At 66.4% G+C, this 15,741-nt stretch carries 12 protein-coding genes and 1 pseudogene; 11 read left to right on the top strand and 2 right to left on the bottom strand.

The window, feature by feature from the left end; translation table 11 throughout:
- Positions 1-39 precede the first annotated feature (39 nt).
- The 5 genes from trxB (at position 40) to YH64_RS24105 (ending at position 3,882) form a co-directional block, all read left to right on the top strand.
- Positions 40-999, top strand: coding sequence for a thioredoxin-disulfide reductase (trxB, locus tag YH64_RS24125; RefSeq protein ID WP_046803386.1), 960 nt, complete (start codon positions 40-42; stop codon positions 997-999).
- Entirely contained in the window at positions 986-1,654 is a 669-nt protein-coding gene (locus tag YH64_RS24120; protein ID WP_046803387.1) for a Smr/MutS family protein, read from the top strand. The genes trxB and YH64_RS24120 overlap by 14 nt, the downstream gene beginning before the upstream one ends.
- The gene (locus YH64_RS24115; protein ID WP_046803388.1) at positions 1,651-1,980 is read left to right on the top strand and encodes a multidrug efflux SMR transporter; all 330 of its coding nucleotides are present in this window, start codon (positions 1,651-1,653) and stop codon (positions 1,978-1,980) included. The genes YH64_RS24120 and YH64_RS24115 overlap by 4 nt, the downstream gene beginning before the upstream one ends.
- Positions 1,981-2,057: 77 nt before the next feature.
- Positions 2,058-2,684 carry a hypothetical protein gene (locus tag YH64_RS24110; RefSeq protein WP_046803389.1) on the top strand — a complete coding sequence of 209 codons (627 nt, stop codon included), beginning with the start codon at positions 2,058-2,060 and terminating at the stop codon, positions 2,682-2,684.
- Positions 2,671-3,882 (top strand): hypothetical protein, encoded by a 1,212-nt coding sequence (locus YH64_RS24105; RefSeq protein ID WP_046803390.1) that lies wholly within the window; start codon positions 2,671-2,673, stop codon positions 3,880-3,882. The genes YH64_RS24110 and YH64_RS24105 overlap by 14 nt, the downstream gene beginning before the upstream one ends.
- Here the strand turns inward: YH64_RS24105 and YH64_RS24100 are convergent.
- Both YH64_RS24100 and YH64_RS24095 read right to left on the bottom strand, forming a co-directional pair.
- On the bottom strand, positions 3,879-5,981 hold the full coding sequence (locus tag YH64_RS24100) for a sodium:solute symporter family protein (protein WP_143215516.1): 2,103 nt from the start codon (positions 5,979-5,981) through the stop codon (positions 3,879-3,881). The genes YH64_RS24105 and YH64_RS24100 overlap by 4 nt on opposite strands.
- Positions 5,982-6,091: 110 nt before the next feature.
- A pseudogene (locus tag YH64_RS24095) lies at positions 6,092-6,361 on the bottom strand (DUF4212 domain-containing protein); the annotation flags it as partial.
- A gap of 743 nt (positions 6,362-7,104) precedes the next feature.
- Here YH64_RS24095 and kdpF point away from each other — a divergent pair.
- The 6 genes from kdpF (at position 7,105) to kdpE (ending at position 15,571) form a co-directional block, all read left to right on the top strand.
- A complete protein-coding gene (gene kdpF, locus YH64_RS24090) occupies positions 7,105-7,194 on the top strand; it encodes a K(+)-transporting ATPase subunit F (protein ID WP_046803392.1) in 90 nt (29 codons plus the stop codon).
- On the top strand, positions 7,194-8,990 hold the full coding sequence (gene kdpA, locus YH64_RS24085; protein WP_143215515.1) for a potassium-transporting ATPase subunit KdpA: 1,797 nt from the start codon (positions 7,194-7,196) through the stop codon (positions 8,988-8,990). The genes kdpF and kdpA overlap by 1 nt, the downstream gene beginning before the upstream one ends.
- Before the next feature lie 22 nt (positions 8,991-9,012).
- Positions 9,013-11,172, top strand: coding sequence for a potassium-transporting ATPase subunit KdpB (gene kdpB / locus YH64_RS24080; RefSeq protein WP_046803394.1), 2,160 nt, complete (start codon positions 9,013-9,015; stop codon positions 11,170-11,172).
- A gap of 192 nt (positions 11,173-11,364) precedes the next feature.
- Positions 11,365-12,000, top strand: a complete 636-nt coding sequence (gene kdpC, locus YH64_RS24075) for a potassium-transporting ATPase subunit KdpC (RefSeq protein ID WP_046803395.1) — start codon at positions 11,365-11,367, stop codon at positions 11,998-12,000.
- A 51-nt stretch (positions 12,001-12,051) separates the two neighbouring features.
- Positions 12,052-14,865: a sensor histidine kinase KdpD gene (locus YH64_RS24070; protein WP_046803536.1), complete on the top strand. Its 2,814-nt coding sequence runs from the start codon at positions 12,052-12,054 to the stop codon at positions 14,863-14,865.
- A 13-nt stretch (positions 14,866-14,878) separates the two neighbouring features.
- A complete protein-coding gene (gene kdpE / locus YH64_RS24065; RefSeq protein WP_046803396.1) occupies positions 14,879-15,571 on the top strand; it encodes a two-component system response regulator KdpE in 693 nt (230 codons plus the stop codon).
- The last annotated feature ends 170 nt before the right edge of the window (positions 15,572-15,741 follow it).

Here is a 15,741-nt window from a genome sequence, read left to right as displayed (position 1 = left end):
GCTCATTATAATTGGGCGTTAACCTAAAGATACCCGCCCATGTCCACGCCCACGCACGCTAAAGTTTTGATACTCGGTTCCGGCCCCGCCGGTTACACGGCGGCCGTCTATGCGGCACGCGCCAACCTGAGCCCCGTCCTGGTGACCGGCCTGGCCCAAGGCGGCCAGTTGATGACCACCACGGACGTCGATAACTGGCCCGCCGACGCGGATGGCGTCCAAGGTCCGGACCTGATGCAGCGCTTCCAGAAGCACGCCGAACGCTTCAACACCGAAATGCTGTTTGACCACATCGCCAAGGTCGACCTGTCCAAGCGCCCGTTCACGCTGACCGGCGACACAGGCAAGATCTACACCTGCGACGCCCTCATCATCGCCACTGGCGCATCGGCCAAATACCTGGGCCTGCCCTCTGAAGAGGCCTTCATGGGCCGCGGCGTGTCGGGCTGCGCCACCTGCGACGGTTTCTTCTACCGCAACCAGGACGTGGTCGTGGTCGGCGGCGGCAACACCGCCGTGGAAGAAGCCCTGTACCTGTCCAACATCTGCCGCAAGGTCACCCTGATCCATCGCCGCGACAAGTTCCGCGCCGAGCCCATCCTGGTGGACAAGCTGATGTCCAAGGTCGAGAACGGCAACATGGAACTGAAGCTGTTCCATACGCTGGAAGAAGTGCTGGGCGACAACAGCGGTGTAACTGGCGTGCGCGTACGCCACGTGGACACCGGCGTCACGGAAGACATGCCGGCAACCGGCGCCTTCATCGCCATCGGCCACCAGCCCAACACGGAAATCTTCCAGGGCCAGCTGGAAATGAAGGACGGCTACATCGTCACCAAGAGCGGCTTGTCCGGCATGGCCACGATGACGTCCGTGCCCGGCGTGTTCGCCGCCGGCGACGTGCAAGACCACGTCTATCGCCAAGCCATCACCAGCGCCGGCACGGGCTGCATGGCCGCGCTGGACGCCCAACGGTGGTTGGAGAATGCGGGGCAGTAAGGTCGGCCTGGCCGACCTGAAACGCCTGAAGAAAGACCTGCAAACCGAGCGCGAACGCGAAGCGCTTGCCAAGCGGGTTGCCGCCATCAAGAAGCCTGAAACCGCCCCCATGGATGACATGGCGGCGTTTCAGCGCACGATGAAGTCCGTCACGCCGATCAAGCAGGACGCCCGGGTTGAACACAAACCCGTGGCGGAACCTGCCCCGGCGTTGCGGCGGGCCAACGCGCTGGGCGAAACGCCGTCGCGCGCCGATGTGGGCGTATCCGATGGTGGCGAAATTACGCACCTGTTGTCCGAAGGCGGCACCGCCTTTGTGCGTGGTGACGCGGCGCCGGACACCGCGCGCAACCTGCGGCGCGGCCAATGGCGCGCGGGCGCTGAACTGGATCTGCACGGCCTGCGCGTCGAACAGGCGCGCCACGCGCTGCTGTCGTTTCTGGACGAATGCCAGGACCATGGCATCCGCTGCGTGCGCATCGTGCACGGCAAAGGCTACGGATCCGAAGGGCTGGAGCCCGTGCTGAAAGACAAGGCGCGGACCTGGCTGGTGCAAAAGAACGAAGTGCTGGCTTTTTCCGAGGCTCCCGAACGCGAAGGCGGCGCCGGTGCGCTGCTGGTGCTGCTGCGGCAATCCGAAGGGTCGCGCAAATGAAATGGCTGTACCTGGGCGTGGCGATCATCGCCGAGATCTTCGCCACCAGCGCGCTAAAGGGTTCCGAAGGATTCACCCGTCTGGTGCCGTCGCTGATCACCGTGTGCGGCTACCTGATTTCGTTCTACTTCCTGTCTCTGACGCTGCGCGAGATCCCGGTGGGCATTGCCTATGCCATCTGGTCCGGCGTGGGCATCGTGCTGATCTCCATCGTGGGCGCGGTGCTGTTCAAGCAGCACCTGGACACGCCCGCGCTGGTTGGCATCGGCCTGATCATCGCCGGCGTGGTGGTGATGAACGTATTTTCGAAGTCGGTATCCCATTGACCGCGCCTGCCGCGGAGGGTGCAGCCGCTGTATGTGACGCGGAATTGTCCGGCGCGGCCTGCTGGCGCGTGGCCGGAATGCCGCTCTGGCGCCAATGGTTTGCGTGGCTGTGCTTTGTCAGCCTGGCCTGCGTGGGCGGGCTCTGGAGCGCCAACGCCATGGCGCAGGACTTCAACCGCGCCGCCGAACTCGTCCGCTACCGCGCCTGGTTCCAGGCATTCACCCACGATCTTGATGCGCTTGCCGCCACGCGCGGCCCGCTGACCGAGGCGCAGCTGGATGAACGTTTTGCGCGCTCCGTCGTGCCCGGTTCGCGCGCCGCCAGCTTCCTGCGCCAAACCTTCACGCGACGCGGCGACGACGGCTTGTACTATCCGCAAGCCGGGTCGCGCGCGGTGTTCACGGGCGTGCTGGCCAGCGCCATCCCGGCCGGCCAGGGCGGCGTCTACCCCGAGACCACGCCCGCCGTCGATGTCGGCGATTTGACCGTCTGGTACCTGCACGTGGACGTCGGCGACATGGCCAATACCTACCTGCTGTCACCCGAGCATTTCAAGCCCTACCGGCTACCCCCGCCCGGCAAGCTGGAACGCGACGCCTACCCTTTCCTGCTGATGGACACGCGCGACCAAGCGTTGCGCCTGGGCGGCATCAGCAGCGAACTCTGGGGCCTGATCGTCTACCTGCACAATGCCGCCTATTGATCGCACCTTGCGCCTGCTGCTGCTGACCGGGCTGTCGTGCGCGTCCACGTGGGCGCACGCGCTGTGCCAGCCCATGGCCGCATCGGCCCAGCGCGAGACGGTGGTGGCCCAGGTACGGCTGGACGAAACCGCCACTTTGCTGGCGTTGGACGGCTCGCGCATCAAGACCTGGGAACCGCCCGTTGCGGTGCAAACGGGCACACGCGCCACGCCCGTCATCTGGGCCGAGCAGGTGGACTGGTCGGTGTATGTGACCGACCCGATGGCGAACGCCTCCCCCGCGTCTGGGGCCGCGTCTCCCGCCCCCATCAACGCGGGGTCCAAGGCCGACCCCATCGCCAACGCCACGCTCGGCCCCACCGTGCTGCGGTTCGAGCGCGGCCCCGACGGCGTCCGCCACCTGTGCGGCATCGCCCAATTCGACCCCGGCACCCTCCAGGCAGCGCAAGCCGCCGGGCGGCCCGGGCTGCCCAAGCCCGACTACGAAACCCGCTTTCAATACGACAGCGCCGGCCGGCTTGCGGGCTACGAAATGCGTTCTCGGAATGCGCAGGGCAAGCCCAACCCCTCGGCCTATTTCTGTCTGCGCTATGACAGCAACGGATGGCTGGCGGAACATGGCGCCAGCGCTTGCAGCGACCCGTCTCGGCCGCTGATGCGCTATGTACACGATGCCGCCGGTCGGCTGCTGCGCACGATTTCGTATGTGGAGAACCAGGGCGATGCCCAGGAAGTCACCCAGTTCGATCAGCAAGGCCACCCCGCCCAGCGCTATCGTCGCCAACGGCTGGACTGGCACAACGAAAAGTTGATGCTGGGGCTGCCCTATCAGGAACGCCCGTCCGAATTTGCCGTCTTGGTGTTGCCCGGCGCAAACTGGGCGGCGCCGGCCATGGAGTCGTATCACTACGACTGGGCCATCGTGCAGCCCAAGGGCGATGACGGCGACGTCTACGGCGCCAGGCGCGATCCGTCGTCCATCCTGGCGCAGGGCAATAGCGGCCCGGACGGCCAATTCACCCTTAGCGTGGCGCAGCGCCGCCAAGTCTGGGAAGCGGCAGGGAAAAACCCCGGCGGCGTGCACTGGCTGTGGGCGCCGGGCCAGGTCTACACGCTATTGCAGACGCTGCCCCCAGGCGTGTGGGAAGCGTGCACCAACGCCGACAACCGGCAGGCGAATGCCTGCGGTGCCCCCTAGGAATTGTTGGTGGGCGGCAGCGAATCGCCGGGATGGCGCGCGCCCGGATGCCGCACATAATCCACCAACGCCAAGGTGGCACGGTCCGGCGGCGGGGTCAGCAGCGACACCACGATGATCGTCAGGAAGGCCACCGGCGCGCCGAACACGCCAGCGGCAATCGGCTGGATGCCCCACCACAGGTCCACCGGCTGCGTGCGTGAAATGCCCAGCACCCATTCGCGCAACCACGGATGCGTATGCGTCATGTAGGCAAAGGTAACCAGCAGCCCGGCCGCCATGCCCAAGGTAGCGCCCCATTTGTTGGCGCGGCGCCAGAACACGCCCATGACCAGGGCAGGATAGAACGACGAGGCCGCGAACGAGAACGCCGCCGACACCATGAACAGAATGTCGGCAGGCTTGCGCGCGGCGACCCAGGCCGCGCCAAACGCCACCACCAGCAACAGTATCTTGGACACCATTACCCGGCGCGCCGCCGACATGCGCGGCGACACCATCCGGTACCACATGTCGTGCGACAAGGAATTGGACAGCGTCAGCAGCAGGCCGTCGGCCGTGGACAAGGCGGCGGCAAGCCCGCCGGCCGCCACCAGGCCCGAAATCACATAAGGCAAGCCGCCGATCTCGGGCATCGCCAGCACCACCACGTCTGCCCCCATGCTGATCTCGCTTAGCTGCACGACGCCATCGCGATTGATGTCGGTCACGTCAAGCAGGTTGCTGTCGACCGCGCTCCAGGCATGCACCCAATTGGGCAGGCTGAGAAAGTTCGACCCCACCACCTGCGTATAGACCTCGTACTTGACCAGCAGCGCCAGCGCGGGCGCCATGAAGTACAGCAGCAGGATGAACAGCAGTGACCAGAACACCGATTTGCGCGCCTCGATCACCGAGGGCGTGGTGTATGAACGCATCAGGATGTGCGGCATGCCCGCCGTGCCCAGCATCAGGCACAAGACCAGCGCCAGGAAGTTGACGCGCATGTTGCGCTGTTCTTCGGGGTCTTTGGCGGGAAAGGGTTCCGCGTGAGGGGTGGCCGGGGCGGCCCGCGCCTCGAACGTGGCGCGCGCCTGCGACCACGCCACCCGCGCGTCTTCCACGCTGGCGGGGTAGGCGGCCAGCTCGCGCTCGGCCGAACGAATCTCGACCATCGGCGCGTCCGACGCGTTCAACTGCGCCAGGCGACTACGCAGCTTGTCCTTTTCCAACGCCCACGAATCAGGCAGTGCCTGTACGCGCGACGCCATTTCATCGGCATGCTGCTGCCACAGCCGCCGCACCTCGATTTCGGAAGGATCGTTTTGCAGATAGATTTCTTTTTCGGTCACCTGCTGCAAGACCACGCCGGCCGACAATTGCGGCACCGGCATGTTCGTATGCTTGACCGACAGCCACACCACCGGCACCAGGTAGGCGATGACCAGGATGATGTACTGCCCCACCTGCGTCCACGTTACGGCGCGCATGCCGCCCAGGAACGAACACACCAGCATGCCGCCCAGCGCCACGAAGATGCCCAGCTCGAACGAAATACCCGTCATGCGCGTGGTGATGATGCCCACGCCGTAGATCTGCGCGACCAGGTAGGTGAACGAACAGAGAATGGCGCAGGCCACGCCCGCGAGCCGGGGCATGTTGCCGCCGTAGCGCGCGCCCATGAAGTCGGGAATGGTGTATTGGCCAAAGCGCCGTAGGTAAGGCGCCAGCAACATGGCGACCAGCACGTAGCCGCCCGTCCAGCCCATGATGTAGGCCAGCCCGCCGTAGCCGGTCAGGTACAGGGTGCCCGCCACGCCGATGAACGATGCCACCGACATCCAGTCGGCCGCCGTGGCCATGCCGTTATAGATAGCGGGCACGCGTCGGCCCGCCACGTAGTATTCGACCTGATCCGACGTGCGGCAGACGATGCCGATACCGGCATACAGGCTGACCGTGACCAGCAGGAAAACGTAGCCGATCCAGTTGCGCGGCATCCCCAGGACCTCGGCCAGCGCCATCAGCAGGATCATCAGGGCAAAGCCGGCCGTGTACAGCACGTAGATACGGCGTAGCCGGATCTTGAATTCCTGTGGGGTATCTCCGCTGAACGGCATCAGCGGCCCCCGCCGGCGCGATCGCCGTTGCCGGGGGTGTTGCCGTTGCCGTTGCCGTTGCCGTTGCCGCCCGCAGGGGTCCCCACTTCAGCGCCCCCTCCACCGCCCGCATCGAGCGCCGCCTCGGCGGCTTCGTCGGCGCGGTTCATGACCCGCGCGTAGACGCCCACGATGATCAGATATGCCAACGGCGCGCCATAGGCCGCCATCCAGAACGCGAAGGGCCATCCGATGAAATCAAAGCTCAGGCTGCGCGCGAAGAATGCGGGCACGAACGTCAGTGCCGCCCAGACCACAAGCAGCAACAGAATCAGCCGCAGATTGCGGCGCCAATAGGGGGTGGTGATAGGCGGGGAAAGAGATGCGCGGGATTTCGGCATAGCTAGGATGTTTTCAGACCCTATCTGGATAGCGCGAAACGCTGCGTCTGAAAAGCCCTTGCGGATGAAATCCAGGCTTTTTATGCGACAACGGCTGGCACTCTTTGGTGCCAGCCGTTGTGCGTTTTGCTTTTTTTGAGTACTGCTTTACTTTTTTTATGTACCGGTGCCGCCGGTATTTGCCCATGCAGGGCTTTGTCTCCTCACCTGCATGGGAAGAGATTCTGCACCAAGTGCGGGAATGCCACACTAGGGGAATGCCCTAAGACGGAGCATTCATTTACATATTCCTCGCACCACAACGGTGCCATTTGACCGGAAAGTTCTAAATATTGGGATTTTTTGTCAAAAAAGCCGGAATTGAGCCGAATTCAGGAATCTGGCGCGTCCCGCAATATGACGGCCGCCACCGCGCCATGCCCGGAATCGGGCGCGCCGGTCCGGCCCATCAGCCCCCTGGTCCGCCCCGGACGCCGCGCCATTTTTATTTCTTGTTTACACCCGCCCGCCCAACCTATATCCCGTTTTTACCCCCCGCTCCGTAACCTGCCGGTGTCCTGATTGGTCACCTGGCCTGCCCCGGCGCGCATCCGCCTTTGCCGCGCAGGCCCGTCGTTCGAAGGGAGCGCTGCTCCCGGGAGGAAAAACGTGGATGCCATCTATATCGCCGCCTTCGCCGTCATGGCCGGCGCGACGCTAGCCCTGCTGCAATTTTGCGCAGCCCTGTCCGGGGGAGAGCCGTCATGAACTGGCTTTACTGGCTTAGCGGCCTGACCGCGGCCGTGCTGTTCGTCTACCTGTTGGTGGCGCTGTTCAAACCGGAGAAATTCTGATGACCGCCGAATTCGTCGGATTGCTGGCCTTGTACCTGGCAATCCTGCTTGCGATCGCGCCGCTGCTCGGGCGCTACATCCGCGTCGCCATGGAAAACGGGCAATCCAGGCTGACCGCCTGGGGCCGCCCGCTGGAGCGCGGCATCTACCGGCTTGCGGGCATTGACCCGCAGGCCGAAATGGGTTGGAAGCGCTACGCCGTGGCCGTGCTGGTGTTCAACATGGTCGGCATCGCGGTCGTCTATGGCTTGCAGCGCTTGCAAGGCATGCTGCCGCTGAACCCTGCCAACATGGGCGCCGTCAGCCCGGATTCCGCGCTGAACACCGCGATCAGTTTTGTCAGCAACACCAACTGGCAAGGCTATGGCGGTGAATCCACCATGAGCTACCTGACGCAGATGCTGGCGCTGACGGTGCAGAACTTTGTCTCGGCCGCCACCGGCATCGCCGTGCTGTTTGCGTTGATACGCGGCCTGTCGCGCCACTGTTCGGCCACGGTGGGCAACTTCTGGGCGGACATGGTTCGCTGCACGATGTACGTGCTGCTGCCGCTGTCGTTCGTGCTGGCGCTGTTGCTGGTCAGCCAGGGCGTCATCCAGAACTTCAGCCCGTATCAAGACGTGCAGACGGTGCAGGCCCTGCACTACGAACAGCCGCGCGTGGGCGCCGACGGCCAGCCGGTGCTGGACGCGTCCGGCCAGGCCGTGACCGACCCGGCCGTCACCTCGACACAAACGTTGGCGATGGGCCCCGTGGCCTCGCAGGAAGCCATCAAGCTGCTGGGCACCAACGGCGGCGGCTTCTTCAATGCCAATTCCGCGCACCCGTTCGAGAACCCCACGCCGCTGGCGAACTTCATGCAGATGCTGGCCATCTTGATGATTCCCGCCGCGCTGTGCTTCACCTTTGGCGAAATGGTGGGCAGCCGCCGGCAGGGCATCGCCATCCTGGCCGCGATGACGGTGCTGTTTGCCGCGTTTGCGCTGACCACCGCCTACTTCGAACAGCAGCCCAACCCCATGGCGGCGCAAGCCGGCGCGGACAGCGCCATGACGGCCCTGGCGCCGGGCGGCAACATGGAAGGCAAGGAATCGCGCTTCGGCATCGCGGCCACGTCGCTCTTTGCCATCATCACCACGGCGGCATCGTGCGGCGCGGTGAACGGCATGCACGATTCGTTCAGCGCCATGGGCGGCCTGCCGCCGATGTTGCAGATGCAGTTGGGCGAAGTGGTCTACGGCGGTGTGGGCTCCGGGCTGTACGGCATGTTGGCCTTCGCCGTGCTGGCGGTGTTCATCGCCGGCTTGATGATCGGACGCACGCCCGAATACCTGGGCAAGAAGATCGAAGCCTACGACATGAAGATGGTGTCCATCATCATCCTTGTCACCCCCTTGCTGGTGCTGGGCGGCACCGCGCTGGCCGTGTCGGTATCGGCGGGCCAGGCGGGCGTGCTCAATCCGGGCATCCACGGTTTTTCGGAAATCCTGTACGCACTGTCATCGGCCGCCAATAACAACGGCAGCGCGTTTGCCGGGCTATCGGCCAACACGCCTTTCTACAACGTCCTGCTGGGCATCGCGATGTGGTTTGGCCGCTTTGCCGTGATCGTGGCGGTGCTGGCCATGGCCGGCTCGCTGGCGGCCAAGCGGCGCCTGCCCGCCGGCCCCGGCAGCATGCCCACCACCGGCCCGCTTTTCGTCGTGCTGCTGATCGGCGCGGTGCTGCTGGTGGGCGCGCTGACGTATGTGCCCGCGCTGGCCCTGGGGCCGGTCGCTGAACACCTGCAACCTTGAATGCAACAGGCTAGGAAACAACATGGCCAAGATTGAAATGCAAACCTCAAGCGCAGGCGGCGGCGCCGCCCGCGCACCCGACGTCACCCCCCAAGAGCGCCCTTTCGGCATGTGGTCCCGATCGCTGGTCGCGCCCGCGCTGCTGGACAGCCTGGGCAAGTTGTCGCCCGCCGCGCAATTGAAAAACCCCGTCATGTTCGTCGTGTACGTGGGCAGCATCCTGACCACCGTGCTGTGGGTCATGGCCCTGCGCGGCCAGGCCGAAGCGCCCGCCGGCTTCATCCTGGCCATCGCCGTATGGCTGTGGTTCACAGTGTTGTTCGCCAACTTCGCCGAGGCCCTGGCTGAAGGCCGCGGCAAGCAGCAGGCGGCGACGCTGCGCGGCTTGCGCACCACCATCAACGCGCGCCTGCTCAAGAACTTTCACGATGCCGACGCCCGCGACGCACATCCCGATCAATGGCGCGGCCAGGCCGTCAGCCAGGCTTCGGGCCTGCTGCGCCGGGACGACGTGGTGCTGATCGAAGCGGGTGAAACCATTCCCGGCGACGGGCAGGTCATCGCGGGCGTGGCCTCGGTGGACGAAAGCGCCATCACCGGCGAGTCGGCGCCCGTCATCCGTGAATCGGGTGGCGATTTTTCTTCCGTCACCGGCGGCACGCGCGTGCTGTCCGACTGGATCTTCGTGCGCATCGCGGCCGACCCCGGCGAGAGCTTCCTGGACCGCATGATCTCCATGGTGGAAGGCGCCAAGCGCCAGAAGACGCCCAACGAACTGGCGCTGACCATCCTGCTGGTCGGCCTGACGGTGGTGTTCCTGCTGGTGGTCGTGACGCTGATGCCCTTCTCCATCTACGCCGTCAGCGCGGCGGGCGGCGGTGCGGCGGTGACCGTGACCGTGCTGGTGGCGCTGCTGGTATGCCTGATACCGACCACCATCGGCGGCCTGCTGTCGGCCATCGGCGTGGCGGGCATGAGCCGCATGATGAGCGCCAACGTCATCGCGACCTCGGGCCGCGCGGTTGAAGCGGCGGGCGATGTCGATGTACTGCTGCTGGACAAGACGGGCACCATCACCTTCGGCAACCGCCAGGCGTCCACCTTCCTGCCCGCCCCGGGCGTGTCGGTCCGCGAATTGGCGGACGCGGCACGGCTGGCTTCGCTGGCCGATGAAACGCCCGAAGGGCGCAGCATCGTGGCGCTGGCCGACAAGACCACGCACGCCCCCGCCACGCGTGTGGAAGACGCGGAGTTCGTCCCGTTCACCGCGCAATCGCGCATGAGCGGCGTGAACCTGGGCGAACGCATGATCCGCAAGGGCGCGATAGACGCCGTACAGTCCTGGCTCAAAGCGCTGGACGCCAACGTGCCCGACGCCGTGTTGCATCAAGCCGAAGACGTAGCCCGGCGCGGCAGCACGCCGCTGCTGGTCAGCGACGGCAATCGCGCGCTGGGCGTGGTCGAGCTGAAAGACATCGTCAAGCCGGGCATCCAGTCGCGCTTTGCCGAACTGCGCCGCATGGGCATCAAGACGGTAATGATCACCGGCGACAACAAGCTGACCGCCGCGTCCATCGCCGCCGAAGCCGGGGTGGACGACTTCCTGGCCGAAGCCACGCCCGAGGCCAAGCTGAAGCTGATCCGCGCCTATCAAGCCGAAGGCCGGCTGGTGGCGATGACGGGCGACGGCACCAACGACGCGCCCGCGCTGGCGCAAGCCGACGTGGCCGTGGCGATGAACTCGGGCACCCAGGCCGCCAAGGAAGCGGGCAACATGGTGGACCTGGATTCCAACCCCACCAAGCTGATCGAGATCGTTGAAATCGGCAAACAGATGCTGATGACGCGCGGAGCCTTGACCACGTTCAGCGTGGCCAACGACGTAGCCAAGTACTTCGCCATCATTCCGGCCGCCTTCGCCACCGTGTATCCGCAGTTGAACGTGCTGAACATCATGCAGCTGGCCACGCCAGCCTCGGCCATCTTGTCGGCCGTGATTTTCAACGCGCTGATCATCGTGGTGCTGATTCCGCTGGCTCTCAAGGGCGTGCGCTATCGGCCGCTGGGCGCCTCGGTGCTGCTGCGCCGCAACCTGCTGATCTACGGCCTGGGCGGCCTGCTGGTGCCATTCGTCGGCGTCAAGCTGGTCGACATGGTGCTGGCCGCGCTGGGGTGGGCCTGACGCCCGCGCCGGCCTGGCGCGGCCCGGCCTGGCGTGGCCTGGCGTGGCCCGGCCCGGCCCGCAACATAAGCACGTAGCCCACGTCTGTCATGCCGCCGACATAACCCGCCCCCAGTCACTCCCGGCCCCCGGCGCGCGCCTCGCGCCCGCCGGTGAGCCCGCCCAGAGCCTGCCTCATTCAAGGAATTCATCATGCAAGCCACAACTTCCCCAAACGCAGCCGCCACTGCCCCCACCCCGGCCCGCCAAGGCGGCATCCTGCGCCCCGCGCTGGTCGTCTTTGCCGCGCTGTCGCTCGTGACCGGCCTGGCCTACCCCTTCCTGACGCGCGGCGTGGCCGCCGTAGTGTTCCCGCACGAGGCGGCCGGCTCGCTCATCACGCAGGGCGACAAGGTCGTCGGGTCGGCGCTGATCGGCCAGGCGTTCAGCGAACCGCGGTACTTCTGGAGCCGGCCGTCGGCCACCGCGCCCATGCCGTACAACGGCGCGGCCTCCGGCGGGTCCAACCTGGGCCCGCGCAACCCCGCGCTGGCACAAGCCATCCAGGAACGCATCGCGGCCTTGAAAGCGGCCGATCCGGACAACCCCACGCCGGTGCCGGTGGACCTGATCACCGCGTCCGGCAGCGGCCTGGACCCGCACATCAGCCCGGCCGCCGCCAACTATCAGGCCGCGCGGGTGGCGCGCCTCCGCCATCTGCCGCGCGCTCAAGTGGATGCGTTGATTCAGGCGCACACCGAAAAACCCTGGATCGGCGTGCTGGGTGACCCGACCGTCAATGTGTTGACCTTGAACCTGGCGCTGGATGCATTGCGCCCTGCGCCATGACGGCGCGGCGTATAGTAGCGCCAGCCTTTTCCACCCCACACTTTGCGCTTCATGGCTGACATTGCTGGCGAGCGTCCCGATCCCGACGCGCTCTTGAAAACGCTGGACGACGCCGCGCGCCAGGCGGTGCGCGGCAAGCTTCGCGTGTACTTCGGCGCATCGGCCGGCGTGGGCAAGACCTACGCCATGCTGGTGGCCGCCCGCGCGCAAGCCGAGCAAGGCGTGCACGTGCTGGCCGGCATCGTCGAAACCCACGGCCGCCGCGAAACGGCAAGCCTGCTGGATGGCTTGGCAACGCTGCCCTTGAAAGATGTGGCGTACCGGGGCCACGTGCTGCGCGAATTCGACCTGGACGGCGCGCTGGCCGCCCGGCCCGCGCTGGTGCTGGTGGACGAGCTGGCGCATTCCAACGCGCCGGGCTCGCGCCACGCCAAGCGCTGGCAGGACATCCACGAATTGCTGGCCGCCGGCATCGACGTCTGGACCACGCTGAACGTGCAGCATCTGGACAGCCTGAACGAAGCGGTGGGCAGCATCACCGGCGTGCGCGTGTGGGAAACCGTGCCGGACGAGGTCTTCGACACCGCCGACGAGGTCATCCTGGTGGACCTGTCGGCCGACGAACTGCTGCGGCGCCTGAAAGAAGGCAAGGTCTATCTGCCCGAGCAGGCGCGCCACGCCACGCGCAATTTCTTTCGCAAGGGCAACCTGATCGCGCTGCGCGAACTGGCCTTGCGCCGCACCGCCGACCACGTGGACGACGACGTGCAGGCCTATCGCCGCGACCGCGCCATTGATTCGGTGTGGCGCACGCGCGAAGCCGTGGTGGCCTGCATCGGCCCGGACGCGGACGCCGAATACGTGATCCGCAGCGCGCACCGCCTGAGCCAGCAATTGGACTGCGACCTGCACGTGGTCACCATCGACACGCCGCGCGCGGCGCCCACCCCCCAGGCCCAGCAAGACCGCATGCAGCGCAGCCTGGCGCTTGCCGACGGCCTGGGCGCGCGCACGGAAACGCTGCCCGGCGGCGACATGGTGGATGCCGTTGTGCGCTACGTGCGTCGGCACAACATCACCAAGGCCGTCGTGGGGCGCACCCGCGCAAGCGGCCTGCAACGGCTGCGCGTGTCGCTATCCGCCTTGCTGTCGGCGGCGCTGGCGCCGGGCTGGCTGTGGCGCCGCCACAGCTTTGCCGACATGCTGGCCGCGGGCTGCCCCGAAATCGACATCATCCGGTTGGGTGCACCACCCCTGCCCGCCAGCGCGGCGCCAGGGCGCGACCCGCTGACGCTCGGGCACCGCGCACGCACGCAAGCCGATGACCGCAACACCGCGCCTTGGTCGGGCTATGCCTGGGCGCTGTGCTATTGCGCGGCCGCCACAGGCTTGTCGATGCTGGCGTTTCCGGCGCTGCACCAGACCAACATCGTCATGCTGTTCCTGCTGGCGGTAGTGGCCGTGGCGCTGCGTCACGGGCGAGGCCCGGCCGCGCTGGCGTCCGTGGTCAGCGTCGCGTTGTTCGACTTTTTCTTCGTGCAGCCGCTGGCATCCTTTGCCGTGTCGGACGTGCAGTACCTGCTGACGTTCGCCGTGCTGCTGGCCGTGGGCCTGCTGATCGGGCAGCTGACGGCCGGGCTGCGGCTACAGGCGCAGGTGTCGGTCAAGCGCGAAGCCGACGCGCGCAGCCTGTACGAATTCGCGCGCGAGCTGTCGTCGGCATTGTTGCCGGAACAGATCGTGGCGCTGGCCGGCGCATTCGTGCACGCCACCTTCGGCTCGCGCTGCGCGCTGTATATCCTGGGCCTGGACGACCGCCTGAAGCTGGCCTCGCCCGCCGCCGACGATATGCCGGCGCTGGAGTCCGCCTTGGCCCAATGGGTGTACGACCATGGCCAACCGGCCGGCGCGGGCACCGCCACGCTATCCAACAGCGACCTGCTGTACCTGCCCCTGAAAGCGCCGATGCGCACGCGCGGCGTGCTGGCCCTGGCCGCGCCGCGCCGCAGCCTGTTCACGCATCCCGACGCGCGCCGCCAGATCGAGGCCTACGCCACGCTGATCGCCATTGCGCTGGAGCGACTGCACTATGTCGAAGTCGCGCAGCAGGCACTGGTCAGCATGGAATCCGAACGGCTGCGCAATTCGCTGCTGGCGGCGGTGTCGCATGACCTGCGCACCCCGCTGACCAGCCTGGTCGGCATGACGGACACGCTGACGCGCCGGCCGGGCACGCTGCCGGACGATGTGCAGGACACCATTCGCGCCATGCGCGACCAGGCGCAGCGCATGCATGCGCTGGTGGTCAATCTGCTGGACATGGCGCGGCTGCAAAGCCATGACACGCCGCTGCGCCTGGAATGGCAGTCCATTGAAGAACTGGTGGGCGCGTCGCTGGCCGCCATGCGCGAGCCGCTTGCCGCGCACCACGTCACCGTTGCGCGCCTGTCCGACCTGCCGCTGGTGGAATGCGACGGCGTGCTGATCGAACGCGTGCTGTGCAACCTGCTTGAAAACGCCGCCAAGTACACGCCGCCCGGCAGCACCGTGCATATCCACGCGGCGGTGCACGATGACTCGCTGCGCGTGGCCGTCTGCGACAACGGCCCGGGCGTTACACCGGGCGCCGAACGCCGCATCTTCGAAAAATTCACGCGTGGCGACCGCGAATCCGCCACCCCCGGCGTGGGCCTGGGCCTGGCGGTATGCGAAGCCATCATCCTGGCCCACCACGGCCGTATCTGGGTGGAGCACACGCCGGGCCAGGCCCATGGCGCGCAGTTCGTCTTCAGCCTGCCGCTGGGCACCCCGCCCGACGTCCAGCCCGAATCCACTGAATCCCCCGATTCCCCCAATTCCCATTGAAAGCGCCTTTTGCATGTTCGACTACCAGCCTACCGTCCTGATCATTGAAGACGACGCCAACATCCGGCGCTTCGTACGCCAGGCCCTGGAAAGCGAGGGCTGCGCCGTGCACGAGGCCGACACGGTCAAGCGCGGCCTGATCGAGGCCGGCACGCGCCAGCCCGACGCCATCGTGCTGGACCTGGGGCTGCCCGACGAAGACGGCATGACGCTGATCCGCGAGTTGCGCGGCTGGACGCAGGTGCCGGTGCTGGTCCTATCGGCCCGCAGCGCCGAGCCGGACAAGGTGGCGGCGCTGGACGCGGGCGCCGACGATTACCTGACCAAGCCGTTCGGCGTCAGCGAACTTCTCGCGCGGCTGCGCGTGCTGTTGCGCCGCCATGCGCGGGCGGGCGCGGCCAGCGCCGCCGAGATCAGCTTTGGCGACGTGCGCGTCGACTTCTCGCGGCGCGTCGTCGAACGCGGCGGCCAGCACGTGCACCTGACCGCCATGGAATACCGACTGCTTGCCGCACTGCTGGCGCACCGGGGCAAGGTCATGACGCATCGAGAACTGCTGCGCGAGGTGTGGGGGCCGTCGCATATCGAAAGCAACCACTACCTGCGCATCTACATGGGGCACCTGCGGCAAAAGCTCGAAGCCGACCCCGCGCAGCCCGTGTTCCTGCTGACCGAGATCGGCGTGGGGTACCGCTTCGCGGGCTGAGCGGGGCAACGGATCGCGGTGACCGGGATGTAGTGAACGTGGATGTAATCAACGTGTCTGCGATCGCCGTGCCTGTGATCCACATTGACGCGATCTTTACGCGTGCCGCCCGTGTCTTGTCTCGCGCTTTATGCCGATCCTCCTATTGTTGCCATCCGTTCAACAGCAGG

The organism is Achromobacter sp. LC458 (assembly GCF_001005835.2).
GTDB classification, from domain to species: Bacteria; Pseudomonadota; Gammaproteobacteria; order Burkholderiales; family Burkholderiaceae_B; genus Achromobacter; species Achromobacter spanius_B.
This window is presented reverse-complemented; position numbering and strand designations above follow the sequence as displayed.

What these genes read in the sequence shown, in the direction of transcription:
- trxB (WP_046803386.1), top strand. Translation starts at nt 40, where the DNA reads ATGTCCACGCCCACGCACGCTAAAGTTTTGATACTCGGTTCCGGCCCC.
- YH64_RS24120 (WP_046803387.1), top strand. Translation starts at nt 986, where the DNA reads ATGCGGGGCAGTAAGGTCGGCCTGGCCGACCTGAAACGCCTGAAGAAA.
- YH64_RS24115 (WP_046803388.1), top strand. Translation starts at nt 1,651, where the DNA reads ATGAAATGGCTGTACCTGGGCGTGGCGATCATCGCCGAGATCTTCGCC.
- YH64_RS24110 (WP_046803389.1), top strand. Translation starts at nt 2,058, where the DNA reads ATGCCGCTCTGGCGCCAATGGTTTGCGTGGCTGTGCTTTGTCAGCCTG.
- YH64_RS24105 (WP_046803390.1), top strand. Translation starts at nt 2,671, where the DNA reads ATGCCGCCTATTGATCGCACCTTGCGCCTGCTGCTGCTGACCGGGCTG.
- YH64_RS24100 (WP_143215516.1), bottom strand. Translation starts at nt 5,981, where the DNA reads ATGCCGTTCAGCGGAGATACCCCACAGGAATTCAAGATCCGGCTACGC.
- kdpF (WP_046803392.1), top strand. Translation starts at nt 7,105, where the DNA reads ATGAACTGGCTTTACTGGCTTAGCGGCCTGACCGCGGCCGTGCTGTTC.
- kdpA (WP_143215515.1), top strand. Translation starts at nt 7,194, where the DNA reads ATGACCGCCGAATTCGTCGGATTGCTGGCCTTGTACCTGGCAATCCTG.
- kdpB (WP_046803394.1), top strand. Translation starts at nt 9,013, where the DNA reads ATGGCCAAGATTGAAATGCAAACCTCAAGCGCAGGCGGCGGCGCCGCC.
- kdpC (WP_046803395.1), top strand. Translation starts at nt 11,365, where the DNA reads ATGCAAGCCACAACTTCCCCAAACGCAGCCGCCACTGCCCCCACCCCG.
- YH64_RS24070 (WP_046803536.1), top strand. Translation starts at nt 12,052, where the DNA reads ATGGCTGACATTGCTGGCGAGCGTCCCGATCCCGACGCGCTCTTGAAA.
- kdpE (WP_046803396.1), top strand. Translation starts at nt 14,879, where the DNA reads ATGTTCGACTACCAGCCTACCGTCCTGATCATTGAAGACGACGCCAAC.